16 protein-coding genes are annotated in these 15885 nt (G+C 65.9%); 6 read left to right on the top strand and 10 right to left on the bottom strand.

All coding sequences use genetic code 11. The features are described 5' to 3' along the window. Positions 1–89: 89 nt before the first annotated feature. Positions 90–2501 (bottom strand): phosphoketolase family protein, encoded by a 2412-nt coding sequence (locus ACP7AX_RS13885; RefSeq protein ID WP_426227095.1) that lies wholly within the window; start codon positions 2499–2501, stop codon positions 90–92. Positions 2502–2642: 141 nt separating this feature from the next. On the opposite strand from ACP7AX_RS13885, the gene ACP7AX_RS13880 reads away from it, so the two are divergent. After that, complete coding sequence (locus ACP7AX_RS13880) at positions 2643–3242, top strand: hypothetical protein (protein WP_426227093.1); 600 nt, start codon at positions 2643–2645, stop codon at positions 3240–3242. Between the two features lie 6 nt (positions 3243–3248). On the opposite strand, the gene ACP7AX_RS13875 is transcribed toward ACP7AX_RS13880, so the two are convergent. The 4 genes from ACP7AX_RS13875 to serS form a co-directional block, all read right to left on the bottom strand. After that, positions 3249–3641: a DUF1761 family protein gene (locus tag ACP7AX_RS13875; RefSeq protein ID WP_131684826.1), complete on the bottom strand. Its 393-nt coding sequence runs from the start codon at positions 3639–3641 to the stop codon at positions 3249–3251. A gap of 119 nt (positions 3642–3760) precedes the next feature. Then, positions 3761–4600 (bottom strand): DUF6597 domain-containing transcriptional factor, encoded by an 840-nt coding sequence (locus ACP7AX_RS13870; protein ID WP_426227091.1) that lies wholly within the window; start codon positions 4598–4600, stop codon positions 3761–3763. 38 nt (positions 4601–4638) lie between these two features. Beyond that, entirely contained in the window at positions 4639–5499 is an 861-nt protein-coding gene (locus ACP7AX_RS13865) for a Cof-type HAD-IIB family hydrolase (RefSeq protein ID WP_131684834.1), read from the bottom strand. Between the two features lie 130 nt (positions 5500–5629). Further along, positions 5630–6910: a serine--tRNA ligase gene (gene serS, locus ACP7AX_RS13860; protein ID WP_426227089.1), complete on the bottom strand. Its 1281-nt coding sequence runs from the start codon at positions 6908–6910 to the stop codon at positions 5630–5632. Positions 6911–6998: 88 nt separating this feature from the next. Between serS and ACP7AX_RS13855 the strand changes: the two genes are divergently transcribed. Then, positions 6999–8057: a diacylglycerol/lipid kinase family protein gene (locus ACP7AX_RS13855; RefSeq protein ID WP_426227087.1), complete on the top strand. Its 1059-nt coding sequence runs from the start codon at positions 6999–7001 to the stop codon at positions 8055–8057. Between the two features lie 28 nt (positions 8058–8085). Here ACP7AX_RS13855 and ACP7AX_RS13850 read toward each other — a convergent pair whose 3' ends face one another. The 3 genes from ACP7AX_RS13850 to ACP7AX_RS13840 form a co-directional block, all read right to left on the bottom strand. Continuing rightward, a complete protein-coding gene (locus ACP7AX_RS13850; RefSeq protein WP_131684837.1) occupies positions 8086–8298 on the bottom strand; it encodes a hypothetical protein in 213 nt (70 codons plus the stop codon). Positions 8299–8392: 94 nt separating this feature from the next. After that, the gene (gene pheA / locus ACP7AX_RS13845; RefSeq protein WP_426227084.1) at positions 8393–9373 is read right to left on the bottom strand and encodes a prephenate dehydratase; all 981 of its coding nucleotides are present in this window, start codon (positions 9371–9373) and stop codon (positions 8393–8395) included. A 51-nt stretch (positions 9374–9424) separates the two neighbouring features. Further along, on the bottom strand, positions 9425–9751 hold the full coding sequence (locus ACP7AX_RS13840) for a rhodanese-like domain-containing protein (protein ID WP_131684839.1): 327 nt from the start codon (positions 9749–9751) through the stop codon (positions 9425–9427). 111 nt (positions 9752–9862) lie between these two features. On the opposite strand from ACP7AX_RS13840, the gene ACP7AX_RS13835 reads away from it, so the two are divergent. From ACP7AX_RS13835 to ACP7AX_RS13825, 3 genes are all read left to right on the top strand, one after another. Continuing rightward, positions 9863–11347: an amidase gene (locus ACP7AX_RS13835; protein WP_426227082.1), complete on the top strand. Its 1485-nt coding sequence runs from the start codon at positions 9863–9865 to the stop codon at positions 11345–11347. 71 nt (positions 11348–11418) lie between these two features. Further along, positions 11419–11619 (top strand): hypothetical protein, encoded by a 201-nt coding sequence (locus ACP7AX_RS13830; RefSeq protein ID WP_426227080.1) that lies wholly within the window; start codon positions 11419–11421, stop codon positions 11617–11619. Positions 11620–11742: 123 nt separating this feature from the next. Beyond that, positions 11743–12102, top strand: coding sequence for a hypothetical protein (locus tag ACP7AX_RS13825; RefSeq protein ID WP_426227078.1), 360 nt, complete (start codon positions 11743–11745; stop codon positions 12100–12102). Between the two features lie 7 nt (positions 12103–12109). On the opposite strand, the gene ACP7AX_RS13820 is transcribed toward ACP7AX_RS13825, so the two are convergent. Next, positions 12110–12694, bottom strand: a complete 585-nt coding sequence (locus tag ACP7AX_RS13820) for a DUF4190 domain-containing protein (protein ID WP_426227076.1) — start codon at positions 12692–12694, stop codon at positions 12110–12112. 67 nt (positions 12695–12761) lie between these two features. After that, entirely contained in the window at positions 12762–13742 is a 981-nt protein-coding gene (locus ACP7AX_RS13815; protein ID WP_426227074.1) for an NERD domain-containing protein, read from the bottom strand. 242 nt (positions 13743–13984) lie between these two features. On the opposite strand from ACP7AX_RS13815, the gene pgm reads away from it, so the two are divergent. Beyond that, entirely contained in the window at positions 13985–15643 is a 1659-nt protein-coding gene (gene pgm / locus ACP7AX_RS13810; RefSeq protein ID WP_426227072.1) for a phosphoglucomutase (alpha-D-glucose-1,6-bisphosphate-dependent), read from the top strand. Positions 15644–15885: the final 242 nt, after the last annotated feature.

Genomic DNA, 15885 nt, shown 5'->3' with positions numbered 1-15885 from the left:
CAGGTGATCCTTTCGAGCCCGGTAAGCCGGCTGGCCCATCAGGAACAGCCTTGCAGAATCAGCGCCGGGCGTCATCTGCCCTTCCGGGCTCAGGCCTTCAGAACCCAGTTGCGGATATCCTCCGGGTCCTCGCCGTGGATGCGGGTGTGTTCGCGCGCCTGCATCCGGCGGTCCTGAAGGGTCTGCCGCAGCATGGAGTGCTTTTCCGCCAGGCCCGGCACCCGGTCAATGGCATCGATGGCCAACTGGAAGCGGTCGATCCCGTTGAGCATCGCCATGTCGAAGGGCGTGGTGGTGGTGCCCTCTTCCTTGTACCCGCGCACGTGCAGGCCCTCCTGGTTGGTCCGCCGGTACGCGAGGCGGTGGATCAGGGCCGGGTAGCCGTGGTAGGCGAAAATGATCGGCTTGTCCGGCGTGAAGATGCCGTCAAAGTCCGACGCCGGGAGGCCGTGCGGGTGCTCACTCACGTCCTGGAGCCGCATCAGATCCACTACGTTGACCACCCGGACCTTCAGTCCGGGCGCACCTTCCTTCAGCAGTTCGGCCGCCGCGACGGTTTCCACGGTAGGCACGTCGCCCGCGCAAGCCAGGACCACATCCGGCTCCTCCCCCGCGACCTCGGACCCGGCGAAGTGCCAGATCCCGAGCCCGCGTTCGCAGTGGTTCTCCGCGTCAGCCGGCCCCAGCCACGTGGGTGAGGGCTGCTTGCCGCTGACCACGATGTTCACGTAATCCGTTGACGCCAGGCAGTGCTCCATCACGGAGAGCAGCGTGTTCACGTCCGGCGGCAGGTAGACCCTGATGACCTCGGCCTTTTTGTTCACCGCATGGTCAATGAAACCCGGGTCCTGGTGCGAGAAGCCGTTGTGGTCCTGCTGCCAGACGTGGGAGGACAACAGGTAGTTCAGCGATGCCACGGGCTGGCGCCAGGGCAGCTGGCTGTGGACCTTGAGCCACTTGGCGTGCTGGTTGAACATGGAATCGACAATGTGGATGAAGGCCTCGTAGCAGCTGAACACCCCGTGCCGGCCGGTCAGGAGGTAGCCTTCCAGCCAGCCCTGGCACAGGTGCTCACTGAGCACCTCCATGACCCGGCCGGACCGCGCGAGGTGCTCGTCGACGTCGTCAATCCTGTACTGCCACACCTTGTCTGTGACCTCGTAGACGCTCTGCAGCCGGTTGGATGCAGTCTCGTCCGGCCCGAACAGCCTGAAAGTTTCCGGGTTCAGCGAGATGACGTCCCGCATCCACGAGCCCAGCGTGATCATGGGGCTGATCCGCTCGGTCCCTGACTTGGGGACGTCGACGGCGTGGTCCTTGTAGGCGGGCAGCTTCAGGGGTTTCCGCAGCAGCCCGCCGTTGGCGTGGGGCGTGGCACTCATCCGCAGGTTCCCGGCCGGCGCATTGGCCGCAATGCCGGGCATGAGCCGCCCATCGCCGTCGAACAGTTCCTCCGGACCGTAGGACTTCAGCCACGCCTCCAGCTGCTTCAGGTGTTCGCCGTTGGTTCGGACCTCCGAGAGGGGGACCTGGTGACTGCGCCAGGTCCCTTCCACCTGCAGGCCGTCCACCACCCGGGGGCCGGTCCAGCCCTTCGGCGAGCGCAGCACAATCATGGGCCAGCGGGGAGCGGAGTCACTGCCGGGAGTGCCGCCGTCGGGAGCCCCGCCCATTGTCTCGCCGTCGGGAGCATTGCGGCGGGCGTCCTGGATGGCGCGGATACCGGCGAGGGATGACTCGAGCGCGGCCGCGAAGTCCCGGTGCGCCTGGGCCGTGTTGTCCGGATCCTTGACGGTCACGAAATAGGGTTCGTGGCCGTAACCGCGCAGCAGCTGCTCGAGCTGCTCCTCCGGCATGCGCGCCAGGATGGTGGGGTTGGCGATCTTGTACCCGTTCAGGTGGAGGATGGGCAGCACGGCGCCGTCCGCCACCGGATCCAGGAAGTTGTGGGAGTGCCAGCTGGCCGCCAGCGGCCCCGTTTCGGCTTCGCCGTCCCCAATGACGACGGCGGTGATCAGCCGGGGGTTGTCGAATACGGACCCGTACGCATGGGCCAGCGCGTACCCCAGTTCGCCGCCCTCGCTGATGGACCCGGGGGTTTCGGGTGCTGCGTGGCTGGGAATGCCGCCCGGGTAGGAGAACTGGCGGAACAGTTCGGCCATGCCGTCGGCGTCGTTGCCCACCTGGCCGTAAATCTCCGAGTAGGTGCCCTCCAGCCAGGCGTTTGCCACCACGGCCGGACCACCATGGCCCGGGCCGGCGACGAATAGCATCTCCTGGGCGTCGCGCCGGATTACCCGGTTCAGGTGCCCGTAGACGAAGTTCAGTCCGGGCGTTGTCCCCCAGTGCCCCAGCAGCCTGGACTTGGTATCTTCCGCCTTGAGCGGTTCGCGCAGCAGCGGATTGGAGCGGAGGTAGATCTGCCCCACGGAAAGGTAGTTCGCGGCCCGCCACCAGCGGTCCACCAGTTCGAGCTCGTCCTGCGTCATGCTGCCGGTCATAAGAGTCCTCCCGTTGCTGCCGCCGCCCCCTGGCAACCGCGCCTCCATCGCAACACCTTTGGACCCAGGAGCACAAGCCCTTTCAGCGGCCGTTCTTCGACTTGCCCCGCGATAGCTACCTGCGGGTAGTCTTTGTTCACAATGTTCACGTTGACCATCAACCAGACGGATAGCCGACGCGATGGCGACCGTGTCCCTCACCTGCTGAAGGACCTGCGGCATATTCCGGCGCGCCTGGATTTTGACAGGTCCGTGGAGGACGAGGTCCAGGGCATTGTGGACTGTCCGCACCAGGCAGTGGAGGCAGCGCTGGTCGCGTTGCGCTGCGGTTCCTGGTATGTAGGGATCGGTGTTGGGCCGGTCAATGAGCCGCTTCCCAACCAGATCAAGGACGCCTCAGGGCACGGCCTGGTGTATGCCCGCCGCGCCGTGGACCGGCTTCGGAACGGCAAGGAACGCATCCCGGTTGCCGTGGAAGGGCCTTTTACGGACCTTGCCCAGGAGGCCGAGGCGGTCCTCCGGCTGCTGGGCCACATTGTCCGCGACCGGAGCGGGGCAGAGTGGCGGGTCCTGGATTTGATGACGCCCGGAGTCCGGGGGCAGCAGAAGGCTGTGGCCCACGAGCTGGGCATCACCACCCAGGCCGTCAGCAAGGCGGTGGCGAGGTCACAGTGGGTTGAGGAACACGCCGCCCGTCCGGCCGCGGCCCGGCTGCTGGCGCTGATCCTCGAAGTGCGCTGACCCCGGTTACTGCAAGGCCCCGATGATGGCCCCCATCGCAGTGAACGTCACAATGTTGTAGCTCGCGTTGATCGCAAAGAGCGTGAGGCTGCGCCGTTCGAAGAGGTAGTTGACTCCGAGCGCAGCCGCCACCCAGGCTAGACCGGCGGCGAGCCCGGCAAGAGCACCAAAGCCCGCGCCGCCGTTGCCGATGAAGGCGGCCAACGCCACGGCCATGACCACGGCGAGTAGGAACGAGCCTGCAAAGACCCTGACTGTTCCGTGCTTCAACTGCTCGTCTGTTACGCCCGCCTCGCGTTGCCATACCTTGGCGAACAGCACCGAGTACCAGAGGCCGCCCACGATGAAGCCGGCCAGCGCGGCCAGCAGCACAGCCAGCCAATTGATGTTCAGTTCCACTTTTGCCGCCCCTTCAGGTCGCGGCCGTTCGGCTGCGTCCTTGACTGGAGCTTACGGTCGCACGCCGGTGCTGGCTTGTATAAAAGCCGCACCGCGCGTCGGGGGCGTCCAGCACGTGCTCAGCGCGCCGCCGTCGGGCTGTCCACAGGGACAAAGGTGGCGTACTCCGGTCCGTGCTGACGGATGAGGCGGAGGTATTCCGACGGCGTGAAGCCGCTGAAGCGCCGGAAGGTCCGGATCAGATGGGGCTGGTCATAGTAGTCCGCCAGGGCCAGCAGTTCCCGCCCGCCCGCGCCGTCCGCCGGGAGCCTGGCTGCGGCGTTGACGAAGCGGTAGAAACGGCAGACATCGGCGTAGCTTTTGGGCGTCAGCCCGCAATCGCGGAGCATGATCCGCTGCAGGGTGGATTCGCTGATGCCCAGGCGGCGGGCGAGTCCGCTCACCGGGAGGTCCCCCGCCGCCAACAGCGCCACAGCCTCCCGCGTCCGCTGGTCCACCCGGTCATGGAGGCGGGCGGTAAGGAAACCCTCCAAAGCAGCAAATGCTAACGCTGGCTCAGCATCCGCCAGACCGGCGCGGAGGTCCGCGAAGCCGGGCAGGAAACCGTCCGTGTCCTGCACCTTGTCCTGCAGTTGCACCGGCGGCACGTCGGTAAAGGCGGCCATTCCGTACGGCCGCAGCGCCGCCCCAACGTTAAACAAGTGGGACGGATTCTCACTGACGAGGTAGCTGCGCTGGATGCCGGAATAGAAGCCCACGGCGACCTCCGTGGAACCTTTGTCCGGCGCGACGGCAAACGGGTTGATCAAGCGGTATGGCGCAGACAGGTTAAGGATCAGGTGCGCCAACGGGCCGGGGAGGATTTTCTCGTACCTCGCCGTGGGGGCGCCGCGCACAAACCAGAAGTGGCTGACGTAGGGCTGCAGCCGGGCGGGGGCGGGACACTCCTCGTAGTGCACAGGAGCAGTCTATGGCGCGCGGGTGAGCCCGGCAGCTGCTACGGCAGGAGGCTGCGCAACACGTGGGCGGCGCCGTCGTCGTACACGGAAGCGGTGACCTCGTTGGCCACCGCTATCACCTCGGCAGGCGCCTGGCCCATGGCCACGCCACGTCCGGCCCAATTGAGCATCTCGATATCATTCCGGCCGTCACCGATGGCCACCGTGAGATGCTGCCCGATGTCCAGCCGGTCCCGGAGAATTTCCAGGGCGCTGGCCTTGGTAACGCCGGCCGCGGCGATATCCAGCCAGGCCGTCCAGCCGACGGAGTAGGTGACGCCGGCCAGGCCGATCTCTCGGATGGTTTCGGAGAATTCTTCAGGGGTGTTTTCAGTGCTGAACACGACGAGGCGGACGGCGGTGGAGTCCAGGAGGGTCTGGAAGTCGACGCCGATGGCCTCCACGCCAAAGCTGGCATCCTGGAATCGCTCGGTGGACAGGAAGTTGCCGTCCTCGTCCTCCAGCGCATACTTCGCGGTGGGGAGCTTGGACCGGAGGGCGCGGAGTGCAGGAGCGGGATCGAACGTTACCTTGTGGATCACTTCGTAGCCGTCGGACAGGGCCGGGTCCAGCCGGAGTGTCACGCCGCCGTTGCAGCAGACCGCGTACCCGGTGCCGATGCCGATCTGCTCAATGATGGGCAGCGTGGCGTTCAGGGACCGGCCGGTGGCGATCATGACCTCGTGCCCGGCTGCTACAACAGCCTGGGCAGCGTCCCGGACGCCGGGTGACATGTGGCCGTCGTGGTCCACCAGGGTGCCGTCGACGTCCAACGCGATCATGAACCGGTCAGTGTTGTTTTCAGTTGTGCTCCGCTGGTCTTCGTTGCCAGCGACCGAGCCTTCAGTCAATGTAGTCATACATCCAGTGAAACAGATGGCCCCGGCACCGGCTAGGACGCGGGCCACACGCCCCGTGAACAGCCGGTAAATACTCACAGGGTTATCCCGTTGTGAGTGTTAACCTCGGTTCCGCCACGGGTGCCGGAAGCTAGAGGACTGGGAGGACTTCCAGGCCACCGAGGTACTTCTGCAGCGCGGCCGGGACGTTGACCGAGCCGTCGGCGTTCTGGTGGTGCTCCAGAATGGCCACGATCCAGCGGGTGGTCGCCAGGGTCCCGTTCAGCGTTGCCACCGCGCGGGTGCCCTTGGCTACGCCTTCGGCATTGATTACACGCTCACGGATGTTCAGGCGGCGGGCCTGGAATGTGGTGCAGTTGGAGGTGGACGTCAGCTCACGGTAGGCGCCCTGCGTGGGGACCCAGGCTTCGCAGTCGAACTTGCGGGCAGCCGACATGCCGAGGTCACCGGCCGCGGTGTCGATCACGCGGTACGGGAGCTCGCACTTGGCCAGCATTTCCTCTTCCCAGGCCAGCAGCCGTTCGTGTTCCGCAGCAGCCTCTTCAACGGTGGTGTAGATGAACATCTCCACCTTGTTGAACTGGTGGACGCGGATGATCCCGCGGGTGTCCTTGCCGTGTGAACCGGCCTCGCGGCGGTAGCAGGAGCTCTGCCCGGCGAAACGGATGGGACCGGCGGTCAGGTCCAGGATCTCGTCCGAGTGGTAGCCGGCCAGCGCCACCTCGGAGGTTCCCACAAGGTAAAGGTCATCCTCGGCGAGACGGTAGATCTCGGCGTCGTGCTTCACATCAAATCCGGTGCCCTGCATAATTTCGGGGCGCACCAGGGTGGGCGTGATCATAGGAACGAAGCCCGCGTCCACGGCCTGCTCCATGGCCATCTGCAGCAGCGCCATCTCCAGCCGTGCACCCACACCGCGCAGGAAGTAGAACCGCGAGCCGGACACCTTGGCGCCGCGCTCCATATCGATAGCGCCGATCAGCTCGCCGATTTCCAGGTGGTCCCGCGGTTCAAAATCAGGGAACTCGCGGGGCGTGCCGACGGTCTTCACCACGATGTAGTCGTCCTCGCCGCCCTCAGGGACGCCGTCCTCAATGAGGTTGGGGATGGTGCGGAGCAGTTCGTCCTGCTTGGCCTGCACAGCGTCAGCCTCAGCCGATGCTGCTTTGACCGTGTTGGCCAACTCTTTGACCTCGGCCAGGAGTGCCTTTTTCTCGTCGCCCTTGGCCTGCGCCACCTTCTTACCGAAGACGTTCTGCTCGGCGCGCAAATTCTCGAAGCGGATCAGCGCGGCCCGCCGGGCCGCATCTGCGGAGATAATCGCGTCCACCACGGATTCGTCCGCTCCACGGGCGCGCTGGCTGGCACGGTACTTGTCCGGGTATTCGCTGAGTTCTTTTACGTCGATCACCAGACAAGAGTATCCAATCCGGCCGGAGCCGGGCTTCCGGCACGGACGGGAAACGGGGCCGCGGACGCCGGGATACTGTTGGAGCACCATGAACGACTGGCTTCTCTACCTCCTGAGCGCGGCAGCATTGGCTTTCGCCGTCTCCAGTTGGTGGGGCGTGCGCCGGCTCAAAGCCCTTCACATCCGCAGCGCCGTGGGTGAGGATGCCCACGAAACGGGCCTTGCTCACCAGCGGGTGGCGGTGATCCTTAACCCCATCAAGGCGCGCTCCTCAGACGCCAGGGAAGCCATCCAGCGGGCCTGCATTTCCGCCGGCTGGGACGAACCGCTGTTCCTGGAGACCACCGCTGAGGACCCTGGACACTCCCAGGCCCGGGCAGCGCTGGACTACAAGGCCGACGTCGTTCTGGTGGGCGGCGGCGACGGAACAGTGCGCGTGGTGGCAGAGACCCTCGCACACACCGGCGTGGCCATGGGCATCATTCCCCTGGGGACCGGCAACCTCCTGTCCCGCAACGTGGACCTGGACGTCTACGACCTGCACGCCAATGTGCAGACCGCTCTTTTCGGCCAGCAACGCTTCATCGACACGGCACGGATGGCGATCGAGAATTCACGCACGGGGCACTTCTCAGAACACGCGTTCCTGGTCATCGCCGGCATCGGGATGGACGCCGAAATCCTTGCCGACACCAATGACGGGCTCAAAAAAGCCGTGGGCTGGCTGGCCTACACGGAGGCGGGGATGCGGCACTTGCCTGGCCGCCGGAAGAAGGTATCCATCGCCCTGGACGGCAACCCGGAGCAGGTCCGGAACATCCGCAGCGTGCTTTTCGCCAACTGCGGGCTGATTCCCGGCGGCATCGACTTCATCCCTGAGGCCATGATCGACGACGGCATGCTGGATGTGGTGGTCATGAGCCCGCGGAGCGCCGTGGGCTGGTTGGCCATGTACGCCAAGATCGTCTTCAAGCACAAGGGCAACCTGCCCATCATGACCGTGTACCGGGCAGGGAAAATTGTCATCAAATGCCCCGAACCGATGCCCACGCAAGTGGACGGCGACACCACCGGGGAAGCGACAAAAATCACTGTCCGGGTAGAGCCGCGGTCCCTCCTCATCAGGGTGAAGGGCCAGCCGGCCTAAGGGTCAGCGGCAAGCGGGTTAACCGGCCTCAGGCGCTGGCCTTCTTGGCGGTTCCGGTCTCGGCTGCAGCCTTCGCGGCGGCACGCGCCTCTGATTGCTCACGGATCATGGCCTGCTCTTCTTCAAAGCGCAGGCGGTCAGCGCGATCAGCGTCGTCGCCGTCCCAGTCCTGATTCTCTGCGGTGGGCTTGGGGTTTACGATCATGCCCTGACCGTCGTTGTCTGTGCTGCTAGTGCTCATGACCCGCTCCCTTCGTTAGGGGCCATCCCCCAAGTGGATCAAGTAAGCATACGCACAGTAGTTGCCCCGGGGAAGTACCTTGGCCGGCATTCACCTACGCTGTGGGCGAAGCCCCGGAAACGGTTTCAGGCGCTGAGGGGCCACCCTGCAGAATTCCGGCCACCCACGCGTGCGCCGCCTTGAATGCCTCGTCGGAGGTGTGCGGAGCCACTGAGGTGCTCTGGGCATCCGCGCGGCCATACGAACCCAGGAAGCGGGTGTGGGGGCTGATCCGGTGCAGTCCGGCCAAGGCGTCAGCTACCCGGGCGTCCCCGACGTGCCCGTCGGCATCGATGCTGAAGAAGTAGTGGCCAAGGTACTGCCCGGTGGGCCGGGATTCGATGCGGCTCAGGTTGACGCCGCGGGTGGCGAACTGGTCCAGGATTTCCATCAGTGCGCCAGGGCGGTCCTCCGGCAACGGGACCACAACGGTGGTTTTGTCGGCACCGGTCCGCTCGGGCAAGGCTCCCGGCCGGCTGACCAGAATAAACCGGGTCACGGCGCCCGGGTTGTCACCGATGTTCTCTGCCAGGACAGCCAGCCCGGGCTGTTCCTGAGCCACGATGGGGGCACAAATTGCTGCGTCGTAGTGGGTGCCGTCCTCCAAGAGCCCCATGGCTGCCGCGGCCGTGGACGAACCGGGGACGTATTCTGCGCCGGGAATATTCGCTTCGACCCAGAGCCGGCACTGCGCCCAGGCATGGCCGTGGGTTGAGATGCGGCGGATCTCGGAGACCTTCAATCCGGGCCGCGCCACCAGCACAAAGCTGATTGGCACCAGGACCTCCCGGATTATCCGCAGCTCCTGCCCGCTGGCGATGGCATCGAGGGTTGCTGTAACGCCGCCCTCCACCGAGTTCTCGATGGGGACCATCGCCGCATCCGCGGAACCTTCGCGCACCTTGTCCAGCGCGGCATTGACGTTGGAGGCCGGGATGCGGGTAGCCAGCGCGGCGCCGGGGACCTGCATCAGCGCTGCCTCGGTGAAAGTACCCTCGGGACCCAGAAAGGTGTACGTAGCGGGTGACGCCGGCATGAAATATTCCCCTAGGGTGATGAACGCAGTTAGACCTGGTGCCCGAACGGACTAGAGGATCAGCGGCTTAAGACCGTTGTCCGAGACCAGTGGCTTACCCGATTCAAGCCACTGGTCCATTCCGCCGGCAACGTTGATGGCCGCATAGCCCTGAGCGGTGAGCCACTGGGCGGCCCTTTGCGATCTGCCTCCCGTACGGCAGATGACGTACAGGTCCTGGTCCGGGTCCAGTTCGTCCAGCCGGGCAGGAAGCTGGTCCAGCGGAATGTGGAGGGCGCCATCGGCGTGCCCGGCCACCCACTCGTAGTCTTCGCGCACATCCAGGATCGCAGCATCGTCCGGAACATCGTTGACTGGCACAGTATCGAAATCGCTCACAGGAGTCCTCCTTTGGAACATCATGGTCTGATCCCAGCCTAGCGCGAGGCGCCTGCCATGCCCGCTGCCGTCCGGGCAGGTTACGCTTCTATCTGATTCTGAGGAGGCGCCTTGACCGCTGTGCAGCCAACCGGTGCCGGGACTGAAATCCACGAGCTTCCGGCGGTCCGGCTCCAGGATGCGCTGCGCAGCGGGGAGGTCTCCGCACGGGAAGCCACCGCCCATTTCCTGGCCCGCATCGAAGATCAGAATCCGCGGCTGGGCGCCTTTATCACCGTGACGGCCGAACAGGCGCTGGTGGATGCCGACGCAGCCGACCAGCGATTCGCCGGGGTCCGGAGAGGATTCGGCTTGGGGGCCGGTGGCGGAACGGCAGACGGCGGCGAAGAGGAGCTGCCGTTCCTGCACGGGATGCCAGTGGCCTTTAAGGACCTGACGGATGTGGCGGGCGTGGTGACCACGCACGGCAGCGCTGCACTGGAGCGCAAACCTGCTCCCGTAGACGGCGCCCTCCCTGCACTCCTCAAAGCCGCAGGCATCGTCTCACTGGGAAAGACCCAGGTTCCGGAGTTCGGACTGACGGCATACAGCGAAAACCGCATCGCACCGCCGTCGCGCAATCCGTACGCGCTGAGCCGGAGTTCCGGCGGCTCCTCCGGCGGCAGTGCCGCGGCGGTTGCCACGGGCCTGCTGCCCTTCACGCCAGGGTCCGACGGCGGCGGATCAATACGCATTCCGGCGGCGGCTTGCGGGTTGGTGGGCCTCAAACCCGGACGCGGGCTGGTGCCCTCGGGCGAGAGTTCTGGCGATCCCGGCCGCCTGGTGGTGGCGGGCCCACTGGCCCGGAGCGCGGCGGATGCGGCACTGATGATGGATGCGCTGACGCCTCCCACGGGCAGCAGCTACCTCGGCGCCGTCGGGCACGAACCCCGCCGGCTGCGGATCGGCCTGACCCTGGACAGCCCGTGGTCCACCATCTTCCCGTTTAGGCCGGAGAGGGAGGCCCTGGACGCTCTGCGGACTGGCCGGGAGATGCTCGAACATGCCGGGCACAGCGTTGCCGACGCCGCCATCCGTTACGACAACCGCTACCCTGACGCCTTCACCACAGCCTGGACTGCCGCCGTCGGCACAGCCCGCATCAGCCCCCACCGCGAAGCCCTCCTCACCCCGCTGACCCGCACTTTTCGGCGCAGGGCCCAACAACGCAGCGCCGCGAAGCTGAATGAAGCACTGGCATTCCTGCGCCAGTTCGAGCGCGACACCATCACCCAGTACGGCAAATGGGACCTGATCCTGACGGCTGCCCTCGCGCAGACCCCGCGGCCGGTTGGCTGGTTCACCGGCGCCACTCACGGCGGCGAGCGGTGGCCCGCCGCCGAATGGGACCACGACGCCGACGGCGACTACCGGCGCCAGTGCGAGTTCGCGCCGTGGTCATCCATGGTCAACGTCTGCGGCCTTCCGGCCATCACCGTCCCTGTTTATTGGACGGGCGGACAGCACGGACACGGCCTTCCTATGGGAATTCAGCTCGTGGGGCCAGCGGGATCGGAAGCACTGCTGCTCCAGGTGGCGGCCCAGCTCGGGTTCTGACTGCAGGGGTGTCGACTCCGGGACCCATCAGGAGGAGGATTGAAAGCGCAGTCACTATGAGGAGGTTTGTGATGTGCTATTCATCGATGGAGGACTTCGGCTGGCGGACCAAGAAGGAAGCCACCCCGAAATCCGAACCGCGCCAGGAAACCCAGCCGGACCGTCAGGAGCCGCATTACACGGCCAAGGACTTCTCCTTCTGGGCTTTCCCGCGCCGCCGGAGAACTGAAGCGCAGGAACCGGCCGCTGAGCGCAGCCACGAGAGGGTCTGACCACTCTGGTCCCACCCCCGCCCGGGCTCCCACCCGCCCGACGAAAGGCCCCCGGACAGGGGCCTTTCCGCTGCCGGCGCCGCCGTTGCACGCCCGGCCGTTTTCGCTGAAAGCAGGGACATAATGCGTGAACCGTACGTCCACGAGGCGTCACTCGTCATGGATGCTGAAGGCGATCCCGGGGCGCCAGGGGCAGCGATCACGGTGGAGCTATGCGGAAGCTGGGAGCACACTCCGCCGTGCCCGTTGGCACCGCACCACACGAGCCATCAGCGGGCAGGCGACGAGGTGGCGCTCAGGGTGGTCTTCGCAGCCGAGCCGGAGGCGGAAAGCGAGGTCCGGCGGCGGATCGACAGCGCGTTGGCGGCGGGAAGCCTTACCGGTCCGGATGGTGTAAGAACAGACTGGTCGCTGCGTGGGAGCGCAGCCGGAGTTTTGACCACTGCGGAGCGCGGACAGGCGGAGCGGATCGCCGCGACGTAGCGCCCGCTCAGTAGCCGTAACCGGAGCCGTACGCCATCAGCCCCAGCACGAGGAACAGCCATAGCGCGCCATAACCCAGCAGACACAGGTAGCCCAGGACCAGGCCCGTGATGGACAGGCCCTTGCCCGAGGGTTCACGGCGAAGGGCCAGATGGCCCGTGATGATGGCGGCGATCTGCGGAATCATGAGCCAGCCAAGGATGACCGACGCGATGCCACAGACCATGCTGGCAATACTCAGGCCCTTAGGCTCTGCCGGCATGCCGTAGTACTGCGGCTGGCCGTAGGGGCCGGGCTGGGCATAAGGGCTTGGCTGTCCATAAGTGTTCGAAGGCTGGCCATACGCACCAGCGCTCTGTCCGTAGGGGCTGGACGGTTGCACGTACGGCGCTCCGTGCTGTTGGCCTGACGGGTTGTCCGGCTGGCCGTAGAGGCCTGCCCCGTACTGGTTCGGATCGTAAAGGGGCGGCGCGGGGATCTCGGAACCCTGTGGCGGCACAAAGCGCGGCGGCTCGTAACCGGACGGCGAATCGCCTGTCCCGCGGGCACCTGAACCTTGGGAATCGGGGCGCGGCGTTGGCTGGTCACTCATGGTTTCCCCCTCGGAAGTCTTACTGATTAGCCTACCGCCGCGGGCATTCCAGTCCTACCTCCCGGCACTACCCGCCCCAGTAGGGAAGGACGTACACGGCGAACACCACGAAGGCGGCAAGGAACATCAGGTGGGTCATGCTGGTGGCCTGCTGCTGGGCCCGCGATTTCCGGCCCGCACCGTGGCCTGCGTTGCCGATACCCGCGCCGGTGGCACGCCCGACGCCGGGTCCGAGGTTCCGAGGACCGGGCCGGCCTGGTGCCGGCTTGCTTGCAGGCGCCGGCCCGTTTGCTGGTGACCTGCCCGGCGCCGGCGTCCCCCGCGCCTGTCTGCCGGACGCCGCTGTCCCCCGCGCCTGCCTGCCGGACGCCTGCGTCCCCGGCGCCTGCCTCTGCGGGGACGGCGCAATCCTCGGCGGGCCGGCCGGTTTCGATGTCAGAGCCCGGACGGCAGGGCTCTCCGCGGCTGGTTCCTGAGTGAGTTCCTGGCCAAGGTACGCATACAGGGCAGCCACGGCCTGCTCGTCGAGGACCGTCGGCAGAGCCAGCACGGCGGCAACAATGCGGTCTGCGCCCGCCACGGCGACGTCGGAGCTGGTGATGCCGAACAGGTCCGGCTGCCCGGTGAGACAGATCAGGGGGCGGACGAACCGCCGGTGCGGCGGCGCCAGTACGGACGCGACGGCGGCGCACTGCGCCAAGGCGCCTTCCACGGACTGCGTCCTGGCAAACCGGCCCTGCCAAAGGACGCCGGAAGCGACACTGACCTCGCCGGTCCAGTTCTTGGCGTCCACCACCACGACGCCGCCGGGCCCAACCAGCACGTGGTCGAGGTTGGCGTTGGGCCGGCCCGGCCAGTGCACATCGTGAAGCAGGAACCAGCCGTGCGCAGGGAGCAGGTCCAGCTTTTCCGCCACGATCCGTTCGCCCACTGCACCTTCGTCCCACGCCTTGGTGGCACGCTCCGCCTGGTCGAGCTGATGCTTCAGGCGCTGCACCCTCGCTGCAGCCAGCCTTGCCTGTTCGGCTGCTCCGTCACCTGCCCCCATGACCGGCCCCCTTACTCTCCAGGCGGCCGACTACTGCCGCATGCGACGCGGCCCCAGTGCCGCCGTCGCGCTGTACTGTTCCTGATTTTTCCGAACGTAACAGCGGCGGCGGGAGCCGGTATATAGGTACTTTTGGGCCCGGTACTCAGTTTTCATTACCTGTTTCGTGACATTCCGCGTCACAGGGGCCGGATTCTGGACAGGCCGTTATGCCACCGGCCTGCGTCTGGCATGCTGGTCCCATGGCTAGCCGCGCGGGCACAGTTGCCCAACCCCAGGACCTTGTTGACATCACTGCGCTCCTCGACGCGTACTACGACATCACGCCGGATCTTGGTGATCCCGGCCAGCGCGTAGCGTTCGGCACCTCGGGGCACCGCGGTTCCAGCCTCAAGGCATCGTTCAACGAAAAACACATCGTCGCGATCACGCAGGCAATCGTGGAATACCGGGCAGGGCAGGGCATCACCGGTCCCCTGTTCCTGGCCAAGGACACCCACGCCCTCAGCGAACCGGCGCAGAACTCCGCCCTCGAAGTGCTGGCCGCCAACGGTGTGCAGGTGCTTGTGGACGCCCGTCACGGCTACACGCCCACCCCTGCGCTGAGCCACGCGATCCTGACCTACAACAACAAGCGCGCTGCGGGTGCCCCGGAGGCGGACGGCATTGTTGTCACGCCCAGCCACAACCCGCCAGCCGATGGCGGCTTCAAGTACAACCCCCCGCACGGGGGCCCTGCAGACTCCGACGCCACCGGCTGGATCGCCAACCGCGCCAACGAGCTGCTTGAAAACGGCCTCCGCGGCGTGAAGCGCATTCCGCTCGCTGACGCCCTGGCCGCGGACAGCACCGGCAAGTTCGACTTCCTGAGCAGCTACGTTGACGATCTCCCGTCCGTGCTGAACCTGGACGCCATCCGCGACGCCGGTGTCCGCATCGGTGCCGACCCCATGGGCGGTGCCGCAGTGGATTACTGGGGCGAGATCGGCGAACGCCACCACTTGAACCTCACCGTGGTGAACCCCACCGTGGACCCGCAATGGGCGTTCATGACCCTGGACTGGGACGAAAAGATCCGGATGGACTGCTCCTCGCCGGCGGCGATGGCCTCGCTGATCAAGCGGATGTCCGACGGCGGCAGTTCAGCCGCGTTCGACGTCGCCACCGGCAACGACGCCGACGCCGACCGCCACGGCATCGTCACTCCCGACGGTGGTCTGATGAACCCCAATCACTACCTTGCGGTGGCCATCGACTACCTCTACCGCAACCGCAGCGGTTGGAACCCCAACTCTGTGGTGGGCAAGACCCTGGTGTCTTCCTCGATCATCGACCGCGTGGCTGAAAGCCTGGGCCGGAAGCTGGTGGAGGTCCCCGTTGGCTTCAAGTGGTTTGTGCCGGGACTGCTGTCCGGCGAAGGCGCGTTCGGCGGCGAGGAATCAGCCGGCGCATCCTTTAACAAGCTGGACGGCAGCGTCTGGACCACAGATAAGGACGGCATCCTGCTGGCCCTGCTGGCCTCGGAAATCACCGCGGTCACGGGCAAGTCCCCGTCGCAGCTGTACAAGGGCCTGACTGACCAGTTCGGCGCCCCTGTCTACGCGCGCATTGACGCTGCAGCAACCCGGGAGCAGAAGGTGGCACTCGGCAAGCTCTCGCCGTCGGATGTCACCGCCACCGAACTGGCAGGCGAGACCATCCTCGCGAAGCTGACCGAAGCTCCCGGCAACGGCGCACCGATTGGCGGGCTCAAGGTGGTCACCGAGAACGCCTGGTTCGCCGCCCGCCCGTCCGGCACCGAGGACGTCTACAAGATCTACGCCGAGTCCTTTAAGGGCGAAGATCACCTCAAGCAGGTCCAGGCCGAGGCCAAGGCTCTGGTGGACGGCGTCATCGCCTAGCCACCCACACCCCCGACCAAAACCGACGCTCTCTCACTTACTGCAGAAAAAACAGCAACGCTCGATCACTTTCCTAAAGAAAGTGATCGAGCCCCTCTCCGTCAGGCTGGTTGTGAGTCATTCATTACCTGTTGATTTAAGGAGCCGGCGATGCCTGTTGATAAAAAGGGTTTTACGCGTGAAGAGATCCGTGAGTTCTTGCATGAGTATTATTTGCAGCCGCACGGGACCAGAAAGGAGTG

It is taken from the genome of Pseudarthrobacter sp. DSP2-3-2b1 (assembly GCF_049895945.1).
Classification (GTDB): Bacteria; Actinomycetota; Actinomycetes; order Actinomycetales; family Micrococcaceae; genus Arthrobacter.
This window is presented reverse-complemented; position numbering and strand designations above follow the sequence as displayed.

What these genes read in the sequence shown, in the direction of transcription:
- ACP7AX_RS13885 (WP_426227095.1), bottom strand. Translation starts at nt 2,501, where the DNA reads ATGACCGGCAGCATGACGCAGGACGAGCTCGAACTGGTGGACCGCTGG.
- ACP7AX_RS13880 (WP_426227093.1), top strand. Translation starts at nt 2,643, where the DNA reads ATGTTCACGTTGACCATCAACCAGACGGATAGCCGACGCGATGGCGAC.
- ACP7AX_RS13865 (WP_131684834.1), bottom strand. Translation starts at nt 5,499, where the DNA reads ATGACTACATTGACTGAAGGCTCGGTCGCTGGCAACGAAGACCAGCGG.
- ACP7AX_RS13855 (WP_426227087.1), top strand. Translation starts at nt 6,999, where the DNA reads ATGAACGACTGGCTTCTCTACCTCCTGAGCGCGGCAGCATTGGCTTTC.
- ACP7AX_RS13850 (WP_131684837.1), bottom strand. Translation starts at nt 8,298, where the DNA reads ATGAGCACTAGCAGCACAGACAACGACGGTCAGGGCATGATCGTAAAC.
- pheA (WP_426227084.1), bottom strand. Translation starts at nt 9,373, where the DNA reads ATGCCGGCGTCACCCGCTACGTACACCTTTCTGGGTCCCGAGGGTACT.
- ACP7AX_RS13830 (WP_426227080.1), top strand. Translation starts at nt 11,419, where the DNA reads ATGTGCTATTCATCGATGGAGGACTTCGGCTGGCGGACCAAGAAGGAA.
- ACP7AX_RS13825 (WP_426227078.1), top strand. Translation starts at nt 11,743, where the DNA reads ATGCGTGAACCGTACGTCCACGAGGCGTCACTCGTCATGGATGCTGAA.
- ACP7AX_RS13820 (WP_426227076.1), bottom strand. Translation starts at nt 12,694, where the DNA reads ATGAGTGACCAGCCAACGCCGCGCCCCGATTCCCAAGGTTCAGGTGCC.
- ACP7AX_RS13815 (WP_426227074.1), bottom strand. Translation starts at nt 13,742, where the DNA reads ATGGGGGCAGGTGACGGAGCAGCCGAACAGGCAAGGCTGGCTGCAGCG.
- pgm (WP_426227072.1), top strand. Translation starts at nt 13,985, where the DNA reads ATGGCTAGCCGCGCGGGCACAGTTGCCCAACCCCAGGACCTTGTTGAC.